Raw genomic sequence first — 15,936 nt, forward strand, 5'->3', positions numbered from 1 at the left:
CCTGAACAATACAGTTCAGTGTAATTGTACCTGACCGTATCTGGAAACCCGCCGCCGCGTCCCGCATCACGAACCGGCACGCAAAGGACGGACCAATGCAGGACAGAACAACGGAAGGCTGGATCGCGGGCCTGATCGGCATGGCGATCTTCAGCGGCTCGATGCCGGCCACCAAACTGGCGATCGCGGGGTTCGACCCGCTGTTTCTCACCGCCGCCCGCGCCGCACTGGCCGGGCTCCTCGGGGCGCTGTGCCTGTGGCGATGCCGGGCCGATATCCCCGCGCCGCGCGACCTGCTCGCCCTGGCCGTCGTCGCGCTCTGCGTGGTGCTCGGCTTCCCGCTGCTCAGCGCCCTGGCGTTGCAGGCCATGCCCTCCACCCGCTCCATCCTCTTTCTCGGCCTGCTGCCGCTGGCCACCGCCAGCTTCGGCGTGCTGCGCGGGGGCGAGCGCCCATCCCCCGCCTTCTGGGCCTGGTCGGTCGCCGGCGCGGCCCTGGTCTGCGGCTTCGCCGCCCGCCGGGGCGGGGCAGGGTCATACGGCGCGGATCTCACCATGATCCTGTCCGTCATCATCTGCGGGCTGGGCTACGCCGAGGGCGGCCGCCTGTCCCGCACCATGGGCGGCCTGCGCGTCATCTGCTGGGCACTGGTCGTGGCCCTGCCGGTCTCGGTGGCCGGCGGGGTGATCACCGCCCCCGCCCATTGGGCCGGCATCGCCCCATCCGCGTGGCTGGGGCTGGCCTATGTCGCGCTGTTCTCGATGTTTCTGGGCTTCATCTTCTGGTATCGCGGGCTGGCCCTGGGCGGCATCGCGGCGGTGGGGCAGTTGCAGCTTCTCCAGCCCTTCCTCGCCTTCTTCCTCGCCTATCTGGTGCTGCACGAGCCGGTCAGCGGCCAGCTCGTGCTTACCGCGCTGGGGGTTGTGTTCTGCGTGGTCGGCGCACGGCATTTCTCGCCCGCCTTACGGGGCTCTGCCCCGCGCCCCGCCAAAGGCTGAGCCTTTGGAAACCATTTGTTTTTATCGACTGGTCGTGAAGCCTCGGTGGTAGATCGCGGTGCTCAGTAACCCGATGCCGCCGGCCAGCAGAAAGGCGGGACCGAACGATCCCAGTCGCGTGGCCAGAATGCCGGTCAGGATGGGCGCCATCGCGCCCCCCAGCGAGGCACCGGTATTCTGGATCGCCTCCAGCGTCGCCACGCGGTCCTCGGTGGTGATCAGCGTGCCCAGCGTCCAGCCGCAGCTCACCGCCACCCCGTTGGCAAACAGCGCCAGCGCCAGCAGGCTCAGCGCCGCCACGCGCGCCGGTTGCAGGGCGAGCAGGGCGGTCAGCACCGCACAGGCCAGCATGGACAGCACGACGGTCCGCCGACAGGCCGCCAGCGGCGCCACCCCACGCCGGCTGACCATATCGACCAGCTTCCCCCCACCCAGACAGCCCGCAAAGCTGAAGATCTGCGGAAAGGCCGACAGCAGCCCGGCCTGAATCTCCGACAGGCTCTCCGTCTTCTCCAGCCACGCCGGCAACCAGGTGATGTAGAGCGAACTCAGATACACGACCCCGGTAAACCCCGCCGTCGCCGCCCAGGTATCGCGCCGCCGCAGCAGATAACCCAGATCCTCCCGCAGCGCAGACCGTACAGGCGCCTTCTCATGATGCACCCGCGCCGGCTCGGCGGCGGACTCGCCGGGCAGCGGATCGCGATAATAGACGATCCAGCCGATGGCCAGCAGCAGGTTGACCACACCGCCCACCACCGACATGTCGCGCCACCCCCACCACGCCATCACCGCCAGCAGCAGCGGCGGCGCCAGCGCCGGCCCCAGCGAGGCGGAGCCATTGAACAGCCCGATCGCGCCACCCCGCTCTTCCGCCGCATACCAATGCACCAGCACCCGCGTCCCGGCCAGGAACAGCGGCGCCTCGCCCATGCCCAGCAGCGCGCGGGTCCAGAAAATACTTGCGGCACCGCCGACCAGTCCAAAACCGATCTCGGCGAAGGAGCACAGCAGCAGCGCGGCGCCCAGAAACGCCCGCCCACCCAGCCGGTCCGCCAGCAGCCCCATCGGCACCTGGCTGACCATGTAGCTCCAGTCCAGCGCCGAGAGCAGCCAGCCCATCGTGGCGTAGGACAGATGCATCTCCGCCATGATCGCGGTATTGCCGATGGAAAGGGTCGCCCGATCGACATAATTGACGCAGCCGGCACCAACGAGCAGAAGAAGCGTGATGCGCTGGCGCGTGCGCCGATCGGAAAGCCGCATGAAGATAAAAATTCCCTCTTAAAGCATGATGATTTCCGGTCGTCAGTGCCGCCCATCGAACAGAAAGCACATAGCGACCGATAAAGCGCCTCTTCCCCTGAAAGCCTGACCTGAAATGCGGGCTGGCGGCGATCCGACGCGTGTTTCCTGTGCTTCGCGGCGGGCGGCCATCAAGGCCGCTCCGCTCCGATGCTCGGAAACACACGCCGGGCGCGGCCCGTTCCGGGCCGCTCTCGCTCGCCAGCCCACATTTCAGGTCAGGCTCTGAATCTTTCCGCGCGATCCGCGCGGCCTCTGCTGTGCTGTTTGTGCGACACCTCCAGGGCACAATGCGACTGTCAGGGCGTCCGGCCGGATCGTCGCCACGGCGTCGCGCGTTTCATCGGCAACGCAGAGAATCACGATATTTTCGCCTTGCAAAGAGAGCAGCCTCATGATGACCCGACAGAAGCTCGCACGTTCCACGATCCTGAGCGGCGTGATCATGCTTCCGGCCCTCCTGCCGGGCCATGCCCCGCACGCCGCCGACACGCCCCCCCATGCCGCGACCCGGCACCCGGCGGCACACGCGCAAAAGGCCGCCACCAAGCGCCCCCCTCCGCCCCCCGGAAATGAGGAGATCGCGGTCTTCGGCCACGGCTCCACCCGGCAGATGACAAGCATCACCCGCGCCATGATGCGGCAGAGCGTGCCCGGCACCTCGCCGCTCAAGGTGCTCAGCCAGCTTCCCGGCGTCGTGTACCAGTCGGCCGACCCGTTCGGCGCCTATGAATATTCCAGCCAGATCTTCATGCGCGGCTTCAGCCAGTCGCAGCTCGGCTTCACGCTGGACGACATTCCGCTGGGCGACCAGCAGTTCAACAATTACAACGGCCTCAGCGTGACCCGCTCGATCATTTCCGACATTGTCGGCGGCGTCGACGTCTCGCAGGGCGCGGGCGCGATCGACGTCGCATCCACCAGCAATCTCGGCGGCGCCATCCAGATCCATTCCATCGACCCGTCCCACACGCGCGGCGGCACCGTCAGCCAGACCTTCGGCAGCAATTCCGCCATGCGCACCTCTATCCGGCTGGAAAGCGGCGACCTCAACAGGACCGGCACCCGCTTCTACGTCGCCTATGCGCGCACCAACATGAATCTGTGGAAAGGCGGCGGCTACGATTATTCCGATCAGGTCAACGCCAAGCTGGTCCAGCCGTTGGCCCGCAATTCGTCGCTCAAGCTGTTCTTCGACTGGAGTTCGACGCAGCAATTCGACTATCAGGACATGACGACGAACTATCTGCACACCGTCGGCCCCAGACTGGCCAATTACTATCCGGACTACACAGCCGCCTACAAGGCCGCGCAAGGCACCTATCCCGCCTCTTTCCTGGCCACCAACGACCCGTTCGACGCCGCCTATTACGCCGGCACGGCCAACCGCGTCGATTACCTGGGCGGCCTGACGCTGGACGAGAACCTGACCGACCGGCTGAACTGGAAGACCACGCTCTACGGCCACGCCGACACCGGCTACAGCACCTGGACCACGCCCTACATGCCGTCACCGAACGGCGCGCCGCTATCCCAGCGTATCCAGACCCCGCAGGTCGCCCGAGGCGGCTTCCAGACGGCGCTGAGCTACACGATCGCCCGCAACACCATCAATGCCGGCGTCTGGTACGAATACGGAAATTTCAACGAGGGCCGCTATTTTACCGAAGCCCCCCTGCTCGGCGAAGGCACGCTGGGTAACCCCACCAACGGCTTCCCCGGCGACAAGATCTTCGCTCATCCGTGGCAGGAAGCGTTCTCGTCAAACATTTTCGTCTTCCACCTCCAGGATACCTACCGGGTTACGGACACGCTGACGGTCAATGCCGGCTTCAAATCCATGATCGTCAATGCGGGCAACAACGTCTCCACGCAGGACCCGTCGATCAACGGCACCCAGGTCGCGCAGGGGCGGCTGGAGGCTGCGAATGCCTTCCTGCCCCAACTCTCGGCCAACTGGCGCTTCCTGCCGCATAACGAACTGTTCTTCGACGTCTCGCACAACATGCGCAGCTTCCCCGAAGACGGCTACGGCACCAATGTCTCGGCCACGCCATGGACCGCGTCGCAGACCGCGTTCCAGAGCACGAAGAATACGCTGCGTCCCGAAACCGACTGGGTGTACGAGGGCGGATACCGTTTCACCACACCGCTGGTCAGCGCCCTGGCCTCGCTCTACCGGATCAATTTCTCCAACCGCCTGCAATTGATCACCAGCCATGCGGGCATCAATCCCATCACGGCGGTGCAGAATGTCGGCGGGGTCACCACCAACGGGGCGGAAGCCAGCGTGACCATCCGTCCGCTGGACGGATTGTCGATCTACAATTCCTTTTCCTACGCCCACTCGACCTACGACCAGAACGTCACCACCGGCGGCACAGTGCAGCCGATCCGGGGCAAACTGGTGCCGAATTATCCGCAATTCATGTACAAGGGAAACATCAGCTACCGCATCGGCCATTTCGCGGTGCATGTCGATGGCAGCTACCTGTCCAGCCGCCAGTTGACCTACACGAACGACCTGCATGTTCCCGGCTATTTCCTGGCCAATTTCGGCGCCCGCTACGATTTCGGCGCGGTCGGCTTCCTCAAGGGCGTCACGGCCAGTTTCAACATCTACAATCTGGCCAACAAGACATACGTTGCCACCACCAACGAACTGGGCAACAATTTCGTAGACACCGGCTACAATTATTTCCTGATGGGCGCCCCGCGCCAGTTCTTCGGTACCGTCAGCGCAAACTTCTAGGAGACTATTTGCAAAATCACCCTGCCGGCGATCCGGCGGGCATTTTCTGCGCTTCGGTGCTCACGGCCATCAAGGCCGCTCCGCTCCGATGCTCGAAAATACCCGCCGGCCGTGCCGCTTCGCGGCACTCTCACGCGGCAGGCCGACTTTTCAAACAGCCTCTCAATCAAAAAGAACCCCGATTCGTCCAGGAGCCTCGCCTGTCCCAGCAAAAAGCTCCCGAACGAATCAAGGTTTTTTGGTTCTTTTTTTCCAAAAAAGAACAGCTTCAGAACGGCGGCGCCGGCACATTGGCCCCCACAAAGGGCCCGACCACGATCAACTGGTTGGTCACCGACGTCACTCCCGGCGTATTCTCCGCCGCCACCTGTGCTGCCGGTATCAGTCGTTCATCGGTCACCGCGCCGCTCAGGATCACCGCCCCGCGATAGGTTTCGACCTTGACCAGATCCCGCACCGAGGCGCCCAGCCCCCGTTCCAGCGAGGCTTCGACCGCTTCGCGGATCATGTTGTCATCGGTGGCATCGGGCGGTTCGGCGGCCAGGGGCAGCAGGGCGCGCAGCACATCGGCCCGCGCGACGATGCCGATCACCCGGCCGTTCTCGATCACGGGCAGGCGCCGGACGTGATGGACGGTCATCATGTCGATGGCGTCGGACAGCCGGGCATCCGGTTCGATGGTCACCGGCTGCTCGGTCATGACGTTGGCGACCTTGCGGCCGTGGGTATGCACATAATCCTCGGCCCGCCGGCCGGGCGAGAGGAACAGGTCTTTCAGCCAGGAATGCGCCCCGACCGTTCCCAGTTCGTGCCGGCGCAGCAGGTCGCCTTCGGTGACGATGCCGACCAGTTCGCCCTGCGCGGTGGTAACGGGCAACCCGCTGATTCTGCGTTCCAGCATCAACTGGATCGCGTCGGCGATGCCCTGCGCCGGTTCGACGCAGAACACCGGTGATGTCATGATGTCCCGGACTCTCATGGCGTATAGCCTTTGCTAGAGACGCGGAGGCTGTCTGCAAAGTCACCCTGCCGGCGATCCGACAGGCCTTTTCTGCGCTTCGGTGCTCAAACAGCCTCCCACCGATGGTGGGCACGCCTCCCAGCCTCTGCAATCGCGGTCCGGATTTTGTGAAGAGGGCCGGCTAACCGGTCCCAACCCCGCGATCAGCCAAACCGCTCGCCCACCAGTTCCTCGCTCTCCGCCCACAGCGCCTCGGCATGGGCCGGGTCGACGGCATAGGCCCGCACGCCGCCATCCATCAGGTCGGTCGTCGAATCATCGGGCACCACGGCGCTGACATGGCAATCCTCGCAATAATGGCCGCCCACGGCGTCGGCGTCCGCCACCACACCGGCCCAGACCGAGGTCGCGGCCCCCTGCGGAATGGTCTTGAACTGGAAGGGCGGCTTGCCCTCGGCGGTGGCACGTTCGTTGATCCGCGCCATCATCGCCTCGATCTGCCCGGCATCCATGTAGCGCACCAGTTCCGTCATGATCCCGCCGGGATGCACGGCCGCCGCCCGCACGCCCCGCGCCCGATGCCGGGCATCGAACGCCACCGCGAACAGGATGTTGGCGGTCTTGGAGCGCCCATAGGCCACGAACGGCTCATATGGCGTCCGTTCGAAATTCGGATCGTCCAGGTCGATATCGGCAAAGCGATGGCCCGCCGACGCCAGATTCACCAGCCGCGCCCCGGATTGCATCAGCCCGGCAATCCGGTTGACCAGCACGAAATGCCCCAGATGATTGGTGCCGAACTGCGTCTCGAACCCGTCTTTCGTATGACCGAACGGCGTGGCCATCACGCCCGCATTGGCAATCACGAGGTCGAAGGGCAGGGCCCGCGCATTCAGCGCGTCGGCGCAGGCACGCACGCTGGCCAGATCCGCAAGATCCAGCGCGATCAGTTCGAACGCCCCCCCACCGCGCGCCGCATCCGCGCGCACCTGTTCGGTCGCCCGATGCGCCTTGTCCAGGTCGCGCGCGGCCCCCACCACATGCGCGCCATGGGCTGCCAGCGCGCGCGCCGTCTCGACCCCCAGCCCGGCCGAAACACCGGTCACCAGCACGCGCCTGCCCGCAAGGGAAACACCGGAAAGAACATCCTCGGTCGTCGATGTCGCGCCAAAATCCTGTGCCATCATTGGCCTCCAGCAGAAAAGGGAGTTATGTGGAAGCATGCTCCGCTTAAAGATATGCGGAGGATTCCTCCGCTTAACAAGGGGCAAAGGGGTGGATGGGGAAAAAATAGCGCGCCGCAAGCCGCGCAGCGACGGCCAGCGCAACCGGCAACGCCTGCTGGAGGTCGCGAAAGCCGCCTTCCACGCGGGCGAAACCGACATCCCGCTGGACGAGGTCGCGCGCCGCGCCGGGGTCGGCATCGGCACGCTCTACCGCCATTTCGCCAGCCGCGACGCGCTGATCGAGGCCGTCTACCGCAACGAGCTCGACCGCCTCGCCGCCGCCGCGACGGACCTCGCCAACACGCATCCCCCCGTCGAGGCCCTGCGCGCATGGATGCTGCTGTTCGTGGACTACATCGCCGCCAAGCAGGTGATCGCGCCGGCGCTCAACGGGCTGATGTGCGAAACCGGCGCGCTCTACGCGGCCTCCGCCGACGTCATCAAGGGCACGATCGACATCCTGGTGGCGCGGGCCGTGGCAAACGGCGACATCCGGCCGGACCTCGACCCGCTGGATTTCCTGCGTGCCCTGGTCGGCGTCTCCAACGTCGCGGCCGCCCCGGGCTGGGCCGCCAGCGCCCGGCGCCTGGTCGATATCCTTATTGCGGGGTCACGACCGGTGTAGACCGCCGATCACCTTGGAGCCTGACCGAAAATGCACGCTGGTGGCGATCCGACGCGCGTTTCTTGCGCTCCGCTCCGATGCTCAAAAACACACGCCGGGCGCGCCGCTTACGCGCCGCTCTCACTCACCAGCCCACATTTTCGGTCAGGCTCTTACGAAGCAGCACCCTCCCCGCCATCATCGAAAACATCCTCGATATGCAAGGCAAAGAAGCGCGCCAGCCTGAATGCCAGCGGCAGGCTGGGGTCATAGCGCCCGGCCTCGATGGCATTGACGGTCTGGCGCGACACACCCAGCGCGGCGCCGAGCGCTTCCTGCGACAGGCCCCGCGCCGTGCGCAGGGCGCGGATATTGTTCTTCACCGGTAGCGCCGCGTGGCCACGGCCATCCCCAGCGACCACAGCACGGCCATGAGGGGCCACACGCAAAACATCGAAAGCTTTTCATAGCCGACGGTTTCCAGAAACCCGTAGGAAAAGGTCACGATCGCGGTGCCGGCAAAGGCGAAGCCCAGCGCCTCGAACTGAATCCGGCGCTGCAATTCATCCATCCGGCCGAACTGGCGCATCATCACCCAGCAGAAGCCGATCCCCGGCACCATCGGAAACAGCGCCACGACCGGCTGGCCGATCCCGGTCACAATCCCACGGTTCAGCAACTGCATCGCAATCAGCACGGCCAGCGCATACAGCGCCAGGCACACGCCAAGCTCGACCAGATAACGCTTTTTCGACATCAACCCCTCCATATGTAAAGCACGCTTTACACATATCGGTCGGCAACCGGAAATGTCAAACACACTTTACATCAGGGCCGATCCCCGTTTCGTGACCACGCCACCGGCCACACGCGCTGGCATTTAATAGACGATCGGTCTAACAACACCCCCATGGACGCCACCGCACTCCCCCGTCGGCGCGGCCGCCCCCCACGCGCGCCCGGCAGCCACGCGCAGACGCGCGAGCAGCTTATCCGCGCGGGCGTCGCGGCGCTGACCGAGCAGGGGTTCACCGCCACCGGGCTCGACGGCCTGCTGCGCGGCGCCGGCATCCCCAAAGGCTCGTTCTATTATTATTTCGACAGCAAGGAGGCATTCGGCCTGGAACTGATCGACCGCTACGCCGCCTATTTCGCGGCGAAGCTCGATCGCTGCTTCGGGCAGGCACGGATGCCGCCACTGGAGCGGCTGCGCCATTTCGTGGCCGACGCGGCGGCCGGCATGGCCCGGCACGATTTCCGGCGCGGCTGCCTCATCGGCAATCTGGGGCAGGAACTGGCGGTGCTGCCCGAGACTTATCGCCAGGCGCTGTCGGCGGTGCTGGCGTCGTGGGAAGCAAGGCTGGCCGCCTGCCTGGCCGAGCAATACGGGCCGGACACCGCCCGCCGCTACGCGGCCTTCTTCTGGACCGGCTGGGAGGGCGCGGTGCTGCGCGCCCGGCTGGAACGGTCGGCCCGCCCGCTGACGCTGTTTCTGGATGGGTTCGAGGCCATGGCCGGGCGCTGAAGCCCGGCCCGCCGAAAGGAGATCAGACGATGTTCGATGCCGTGATAATCGAGAAATCCGCTGACGGCGCACAGACAATCCATGTCGGCCCGGTCGATGACGCCCGCCTGCCCGATGGCGACGTCACGGTGCGCGTCGAATGGTCGACGCTGAATTACAAGGACGCCCTGGCCATCACCGGTCGCGGTCCCATCGTGCGGCAATTCCCCATGGTGCCCGGCATCGACTTCGCCGGCACGGTCCAATCCTCGTCCCGCGCCGACCTCCCGCCCGGTACGCGGGTGGTGCTCAACGGCTGGGGCGTGGGCGAGCGCTGGTGGGGCGGCCTGGCCGGCAAGGCGCGGGTCAAGGGCGACTGGCTGGTCAGGCTGCCCGATGCCTTCACCACGCGGCAGGCCATGGCCATCGGCACCGCCGGCTACACCGCCATGCTGTGCGTCATGGCGCTGGAGCGCCAGGGCCTCACTCCGGCCCAGGGCCCGGTCCTGGTCAGCGGGGCGGCGGGCGGGGTCGGCAGCGTCGCCGTCATGCTGCTGGCGCGTCTGGGCTACCACGTCGCCGCCGTCACCGGCCGGCCGGAGGAAGAGGATTATCTGCGCGGCCTGGGCGCGGCCGAAATCCTGCCGCGCGCGGCGTTCTCCAGCCCCGGCCGCCCGCTGGAAAAGGCGCGCTGGGCCGGCGCGGTCGATGTCGCGGGCGGCGTGGTGCTGGCCAATATCTGCGCCGCGATGCTGCCCGACGGCGTGGTAACGGCCTGCGGCCTCGCGGCGGGCATGGACTTCCCCGCCACCGTCGCCCCCTTCATCCTGCGCGGCGTCACGCTGGTGGGCATCGACAGCGTCATGTGCCCCCAGCCCAGGCGGCTGGAAGCCTGGCGCCGCCTGGCCGAACTGGTCGACCCCACGCGCCTGGAGTCCATGGTCAGCGAAATCACCCTGGCCGACGTCCCCCAGACGGCGGCGGCACTGCTCGATGGCGGGGTGCGCGGCCGCGTCGTCGTCAAAATTCCCTGAAAGACGGTTTCAAACGCGCCGTCACTCCGGCGCGCCGTCAAGCTGCGAGCGAAAGCGCGGCCCCGCGAACGTCGCCAGCAGCGCGATGGCGCAGCCCGCGCCCCCCACCACGATCATCAGCGCGGGCGCCAGGTCGCCGCCCATGCCAAGCGCGATCCGGTTCTGGATCAGCCCGGTGCTGGCCGCGATCAGGTTCCCGCACTGATAGGCCACGCCGGGAAAGGTGGCACGCACGTCGGAGGGCGAGAGTTCGTTCAGATAGGCCGGCACCACGCCCCAGGCCCCCTGGATGCAGAACTGGATCAGCACCGCCCCCACGGCAATCCACAGCGGCGTGGCCGAAAGCGCCCAGAGCGGCAGCAGCGGCAGCGCCAGGGCGGCGGCCAGCGCAATGGCCCGCGCCCGCCCGATCCGCTCCGACAGCGCGCCGAAGCACAGCCCGCCGGCAATGGCGGCGAGGTTATACAGCACCACGATCACGGTAATGGTCGGGTGCGGCAAATGCCGTTGCAGGGCCAGGAAGATCTTCGGAAACAGGTCCTGCGACCCGTGGCTGAAGAAATTGAACGCCGCCATCAGGCACACGGCATACACCACCAGCCCCCGATAGCGCCGCAGCACCGACAGCATGGACGGCTTCGCCGCGCGCGCCATGCCGGCCATCTGCTGCTGGCCGGCCAGCCACACCGGGCTTTCCTTCACGTACAGCGCGACATAGATCACCGACAGCCCGGTCGAGGCCCCCAGCACGAACAGCCCCTGCCAGCCCAGCGCCGGCAGCAGCAGGAACATCAGCGACGCCAGCAGGTAGCCCGCCGGATACCCGGCCTGGAGCAGGCCCGACGCCATGCCGCGCCAGTGCGGCGGCACGGTCTCCATGGTCAGCGAGGTCCCCACGCCCCATTCCCCGCCCAGCGCCACGCCGAACAGCAGCCGCAGCGCCAGGAAAATCGTCAGGTTCGGCGCGAAGGCCGAAAGCAGCTCGATGGTCGAATAGGTCACGATCGTCGCCATCAAAATCGGGCGGCGGCCGTAACGATCGGCGGCCCGGCCGAACAGATACGCCCCGACCGGCCGGCTGATCAGCGTCAGCGTCGGCGCCAGCAGGATCGCCTCCAGCGAGGTGGAAAAGCTGCGGGCCACATTGTCCAGCGTAAACAGCACGATGAAGAAATCGCACGCATCCAGCGTCCAGCCCAGGAAGCACGCGGCGATAATGTGCCGGGCGTCGCTCAGGCTGCGCGGCGGAGGGGCAGCGCCGGTCGGGGGCAGGGGAGTCATGGTCGGGGCGGTTCCTTGTTGCTTTCCTCCGTTCTAGCGGCAACCGCCGCCAATGGCAGGGGGGGTGCCGGCCCACAAGGGAAAATGCCCGCCGCCGGCCGCCCGGCCCCGATCGTCGCGACGGCGAAAAGTTCGAATCACAAGTTCGAATCTCTCGCCGAATTGGCAGGAATCTTTCGAATCTATCACTTTGCCGTGATAGTGGTTCTCCAGCCGGTCGGCGTCGTTAGATTTTTTCAGAGGCCCGACCGGGCGCCTTCCTTTCCTCCTGACCAAGAAGGGTACGTGGCATGCACCGTCACCAGCAGGAACAGGAGGCACCGGGTCCGATCCGCGTGCTGTCCGTGGCATCGGAAATGTTCCCCTTCGTCAAGACGGGCGGACTGGGCGATGTCGTGGGCTCCCTGCCGGCGGCGCTGCGCACCGAAGGCGTGCTGGTCACCACCCTGCTGCCCGGCTACCCGGCGGTGCTGGATGCGCTGGAAGGCCCGGTGCGCGTGGCCGAAATGTCGCCGCTACCGGGCGTCGAAATCGCGCTGCTGGAAGGCTACGCGGCGGGCCATCACCTGCTGGTCATCGACTGTCCCTCCCTGTTCCGGCGCAAGGGCAACCCCTATCTGGCGCCCGACGGCACCGACTGGCCCGATAACGGGCTGCGCTTCGCGTGTCTGTCGCGCGTCGCGGCCAGCCTCGCGCAGGGGCATGTACCCGGCCAACGGCCCGACCTGGTCATGACGCATGACTGGCAGGCCGCCCTCACGGGCGCCTATCTGCATTATGACGGCCAGCCGGCCGCGCCGGTGGTGCAGACCATCCACAATCTCGCCTTCCAGGGCCGCTTCCCGGTGTCCGATCTCGCACGGTTCGGCCTGCCGCCCCATGCTTTCTCGATCGACGGCGTGGAATGTTACGGCGAGGTCGGGTTTCTCAAGGCCGGCCTGCTCTTCGCCGCGCGCATCATCACCGTCTCGCCGACCTACGCGCGCGAAATCCAGTCCCCCGAATGGGGCATGGGGCTGGACGGCCTGCTGCGCACCCGGTCCGACCGGCTGCGCGGCATCCTCAACGGCATCGACACCAACGACTGGAACCCCGAAACCGATCCCTCGGTGCTGTTCCCCTACCAGGTGGGCGACCTCGCGGGCCGTCGGCCCAACAAGCGGGCCTTCCAGGCGGAATTCGGCCTGCGGCAGGACCCGGATGTCTTCCTGCTGGGGCTGGTCAGCCGCCTGACGGGGCAGAAGGGCGTGGACATCCTCGCCGATATCATCCCGCATATTCTCGACGACCGGACGCAGCTCGTCGTGGTCGGCAGCGGCGACGTGGCGATGGAGCGCGCGCTGGCCCGGCTGGCCCGCCAGTATCCCGACCGGCTGGCCTGCCATATCGGCTATAGCGAGCAGCTGGGCCACCGCATCCAGGCATCGGCCGACGCCCTGCTGCTGCCCTCGCGCTTCGAGCCCTGCGGCCTGACCCAGCTCTGCGCCGTGCGCTATGGCTGCGTGCCCATCGCCTCGCGCGTCGGCGGCCTGGCCGATACCATCATCGACGCCAACGAGGCCGCGATGGCCAGCGACGTCGCGACCGGCTTCCTGTTCTCCCCGGTCGATGGCGAAACGCTGGCCGGCGCCATCCGCCGCGCCGCCACGCTGTACCGCCAGCCGGCGCGCTGGGCGGGGCTGCAACGCAACGGCGCGCGCTACGATGTCTCCTGGGGCCGCAAGGCGCAGGAATATGCCCGGCTTTTCCGCCGCGTCCTCGGCCGTGCGGAAGTCGGCATGGCAGAGTTCGACCAGTCCTCCATGCGCCGCCGCCCGCCGCTGGCCGGCCCGACCGGCGCGGCCCACTCCGCGCGGACCGCCCGGGCCAGCTACCAGGCGGCCCGGCGCGGGCGCGTCCGCGCCAACGATCCGTTCGGCCGCCCCGGCTGACGCATCGCGCCGTCCCGCGTCCGGCGTCGCCCGGCCGCCCTGGGGCGGCCTGCCTGCCCGTTTGTTCGTCCGCCATTCTCCGCCCGCATCTCCTGCCCGCCGGAACCCCGCCTCATGAATGTTGCCTCGAACGAAAGTGCCTATTCCCTTCCGCCGGAAGCCGAAGACCTGCTGCGAGGCACCTGCCCCGACCCGTTCGCCATCCTCGGCCGCCAGCCGCATGGGCGGCTGGACGTCGTGCGCGCCTTCTGCCCCGATGCGCGGGCGGTGCGGCTGGTGGTGCAGCGCCCGCGCTCGGCCCCGGTCGAGCGCGTGATGCGCCGGGTGGACGAACGCGGCCTGTATGTCGGCACCGTCCCCGCCGGCGCCCGCTACCGGCTCAAGATCGGCTGGGCCGACGGCTGGGAGGAAACCGAGGACCCCTATTCCTTCGGCCTGCTGCTGGGCGATCTCGACCTGCATCTGTTCGCGCGCGGCGAACATCGCGACCTGGACCGGGTGATGGGCGCCCAGCCGATGGTGATCGACGGCGTGGCCGGCGTGCGTTTCGCGGTGTGGGCCCCCAATGCGTTCCGCGTGTCGGTCATCGGCGATTTCAATGTCTGGGACGGCCGCCGCCACCCCATGCGCCTGCGCCACGCGGCGGGCATCTGGGAATTGTTCATCCCCCGCATCGGCCCCGGCGAGCGCTATAAATACGAGATCATCGACGCCGAACACCGCCTGCTCCCCCCCAAGGCCGACCCGTATGCGCTGGCGGCCGAGCAACCCCCGGCCACCGCCTCGGTGGTGGCGGACACATCCCCCTTCGCCTGGACCGACGAGGACTGGATGCAACGCCGCGCCGGCCGGCAGGCCCACACCGCGCCGCTGTCGATCTACGAGGTGCATCTGGCCTCCTGGCGCCGGCCGGAGGGCGACCCCCACGGCATCCTGCGCTGGGAAGACCTGGAACGGACGCTGATCCCTTACGTTGTCGATATGGGATTCACCCATATCGAGCTGATGCCGGTCATGGAGCATCCCTTCGACGGATCATGGGGTTACCAGACATTGGGCCTGTACGCGCCATCGGCCCGCTTCGGGGCGCCAAAACAGTTCGCCGCCTTCGTCGATGCCTGCCACCGCGCCGGCATCGGCGTGATTCTGGACTGGGTGCCGGCCCATTTCCCCGCCGACGCCCACGGCCTGGCCCATTTCGACGGCTCGTGCCTGTACGAGCACGCGGACCGGCGCGAGGGCTACCACCCCGACTGGCACACGCTGATCTACAATTTCGGCCGTAACGAGATCCGGGGCTTCCTCATCGGCAGCGCGCTCACCTGGCTGCGGCGCTACCATGTCGACGGGCTGCGGGTCGATGCCGTGGCCTCGATGCTCTATCGCGACTACAGCCGGCGCGAGGGCGAATGGCTGGCCAACGTCCATGGCGGCCGCGAAAACCTGGAGGCCGTCGCCTTCGTGCGCGACCTCAACGTGACGATCGCCGAACTCTGTCCCCACACGCTCATGATCGCCGAGGAATCGACGGCCTGGCCGGGCGTAAGCTGGCCGGTGGCCGATGGCGGCCTGGGCTTTTCCTACAAATGGAACATGGGCTGGATGCACGACACCCTGGCCTATATGGGGCGCGACCCGATCTGGCGCCGCTACCATCATTCCGAAATCATGTTCGGCCTGCACTACGCTTTTTCCGAGCACTTCATCCTGCCGCTGTCGCATGACGAGGTCGTGCACGGCAAGGGCTCGCTGCTGGAGCGCATGCCGGGCGACAGTTGGCGCAAACATGCCGGCCTGCGCGCCTATTTCGCCTTCATGTGGGCCCATCCGGGCAAGAAGCTGCTGTTCATGGGCGGCGAACTGGCCCAGCCGCACGAATGGCGGGCCGATGGCGAGGTCGCCTGGTACCGGCTGGACCAGCCGGAGGGGCGGGGCATGCAGGCGCTGGTCCGCGACCTCAACCGCCTGCACCGCGCCATCCCCGCCCTGCACCGCGCCGACTGCACGCCCGACGGCTTCGACTGGCTGATCGGCGATGACGTCGACAACGCGGTCTTCGTCTGGCTGCGCCGCGCGCCCGACGCCGCCCCGGTCCTGGTGGTGTGCAACATGACGCCGGTGCCGCGCCCGGCCTACCGCGTGGGCGTGCCCTGCGGCGGATACTGGCGCGAACTGCTCAATTCCGACGGGGGCGAATATGCGGGGTCAGGCATGGGCAATGGCGGCGGCGCCCTGGCGGAACCCGAGCCCGCCCATGGCTGCGACCATTCCTGCGTCCTGGTCCTCCCCCCGCTCGCCGTCCTCTATCTCACGCCGGAGTGGGCATATGGGGGCTGAGTC

The 15,936-nt window shown here is 67.2% G+C and carries 14 protein-coding genes; 7 read left to right on the forward strand and 7 right to left on the reverse strand.

The window, feature by feature from the left end; translation table 11 throughout:
* The first annotated feature begins 95 nt into the window (after positions 1–95).
* Positions 96–998 (forward strand): DMT family transporter, encoded by a 903-nt coding sequence (locus ACMAUO_RS08560; RefSeq protein WP_420356495.1) that lies wholly within the window; start codon positions 96–98, stop codon positions 996–998.
* A gap of 21 nt (positions 999–1,019) precedes the next feature.
* Here the strand turns inward: ACMAUO_RS08560 and ACMAUO_RS08565 are convergent, their stop codons facing one another.
* Together ACMAUO_RS08565 and ACMAUO_RS08570 are read right to left on the reverse strand one after the other, a co-directional pair.
* Positions 1,020–2,264, reverse strand: coding sequence for an MFS transporter (locus ACMAUO_RS08565; RefSeq protein ID WP_420356496.1), 1,245 nt, complete (start codon positions 2,262–2,264; stop codon positions 1,020–1,022).
* A 252-nt stretch (positions 2,265–2,516) separates the two neighbouring features.
* Positions 2,517–2,750: a hypothetical protein gene (locus ACMAUO_RS08570; protein ID WP_420356497.1), complete on the reverse strand. Its 234-nt coding sequence runs from the start codon at positions 2,748–2,750 to the stop codon at positions 2,517–2,519.
* Here ACMAUO_RS08570 and ACMAUO_RS08575 point away from each other — a divergent pair.
* Positions 2,749–5,055: a TonB-dependent receptor gene (locus ACMAUO_RS08575; RefSeq protein ID WP_420356498.1), complete on the forward strand. Its 2,307-nt coding sequence runs from the start codon at positions 2,749–2,751 to the stop codon at positions 5,053–5,055. The genes ACMAUO_RS08570 and ACMAUO_RS08575 overlap by 2 nt on opposite strands.
* A gap of 268 nt (positions 5,056–5,323) precedes the next feature.
* Here the strand turns inward: ACMAUO_RS08575 and ACMAUO_RS08580 are convergent, their stop codons facing one another.
* The gene (locus tag ACMAUO_RS08580; protein WP_420356499.1) at positions 5,324–6,034 is read right to left on the reverse strand and encodes a CBS domain-containing protein; all 711 of its coding nucleotides are present in this window, start codon (positions 6,032–6,034) and stop codon (positions 5,324–5,326) included.
* Between the two features lie 185 nt (positions 6,035–6,219).
* Positions 6,220–7,200 carry an SDR family NAD(P)-dependent oxidoreductase gene (locus ACMAUO_RS08585; protein WP_420356500.1) on the reverse strand — a complete coding sequence of 327 codons (981 nt, stop codon included), beginning with the start codon at positions 7,198–7,200 and terminating at the stop codon, positions 6,220–6,222.
* Positions 7,201–7,291: 91 nt separating this feature from the next.
* Between ACMAUO_RS08585 and ACMAUO_RS08590 the strand changes: the two genes are divergently transcribed.
* The gene (locus ACMAUO_RS08590) at positions 7,292–7,867 is read left to right on the forward strand and encodes a TetR/AcrR family transcriptional regulator (protein WP_420356501.1); all 576 of its coding nucleotides are present in this window, start codon (positions 7,292–7,294) and stop codon (positions 7,865–7,867) included.
* Between the two features lie 152 nt (positions 7,868–8,019).
* Here the strand turns inward: ACMAUO_RS08590 and ACMAUO_RS08595 are convergent, their stop codons facing one another.
* Both ACMAUO_RS08595 and ACMAUO_RS08600 read right to left on the reverse strand, forming a co-directional pair.
* The gene (locus ACMAUO_RS08595; protein ID WP_420356502.1) at positions 8,020–8,229 is read right to left on the reverse strand and encodes a helix-turn-helix transcriptional regulator; all 210 of its coding nucleotides are present in this window, start codon (positions 8,227–8,229) and stop codon (positions 8,020–8,022) included.
* A complete protein-coding gene (locus ACMAUO_RS08600) occupies positions 8,226–8,603 on the reverse strand; it encodes a hypothetical protein (RefSeq protein WP_420356503.1) in 378 nt (125 codons plus the stop codon). Before ACMAUO_RS08600 ends, ACMAUO_RS08595 begins: the two co-directional genes overlap by 4 nt.
* A 153-nt stretch (positions 8,604–8,756) precedes the next feature.
* Between ACMAUO_RS08600 and acuR the strand changes: the two genes are divergently transcribed.
* Both acuR and acuI read left to right on the forward strand, forming a co-directional pair.
* Positions 8,757–9,371, forward strand: coding sequence for an acrylate utilization transcriptional regulator AcuR (gene acuR / locus ACMAUO_RS08605; protein ID WP_420356504.1), 615 nt, complete (start codon positions 8,757–8,759; stop codon positions 9,369–9,371).
* 29 nt (positions 9,372–9,400) lie between these two features.
* Positions 9,401–10,384: an acrylyl-CoA reductase (NADPH) gene (gene acuI, locus ACMAUO_RS08610; RefSeq protein ID WP_420356505.1), complete on the forward strand. Its 984-nt coding sequence runs from the start codon at positions 9,401–9,403 to the stop codon at positions 10,382–10,384.
* A gap of 21 nt (positions 10,385–10,405) precedes the next feature.
* Here the strand turns inward: acuI and ACMAUO_RS08615 are convergent, their stop codons facing one another.
* Positions 10,406–11,665: an MFS transporter gene (locus ACMAUO_RS08615; protein ID WP_420356506.1), complete on the reverse strand. Its 1,260-nt coding sequence runs from the start codon at positions 11,663–11,665 to the stop codon at positions 10,406–10,408.
* Positions 11,666–11,955: 290 nt separating this feature from the next.
* On the opposite strand from ACMAUO_RS08615, the gene glgA reads away from it, so the two are divergent.
* Positions 11,956–13,596, forward strand: a complete 1,641-nt coding sequence (glgA, locus tag ACMAUO_RS08620) for a glycogen synthase GlgA (RefSeq protein WP_420356507.1) — start codon at positions 11,956–11,958, stop codon at positions 13,594–13,596.
* A 114-nt stretch (positions 13,597–13,710) separates the two neighbouring features.
* Entirely contained in the window at positions 13,711–15,933 is a 2,223-nt protein-coding gene (glgB, locus tag ACMAUO_RS08625; RefSeq protein WP_420356508.1) for a 1,4-alpha-glucan branching protein GlgB, read from the forward strand.
* Positions 15,934–15,936 lie beyond the last annotated feature (3 nt).

Origin of the sequence: Gluconacetobacter brunescens, assembly GCF_048695475.1 — a bacterium.
Classification (GTDB): domain Bacteria; phylum Pseudomonadota; class Alphaproteobacteria; order Acetobacterales; family Acetobacteraceae; genus Gluconacetobacter.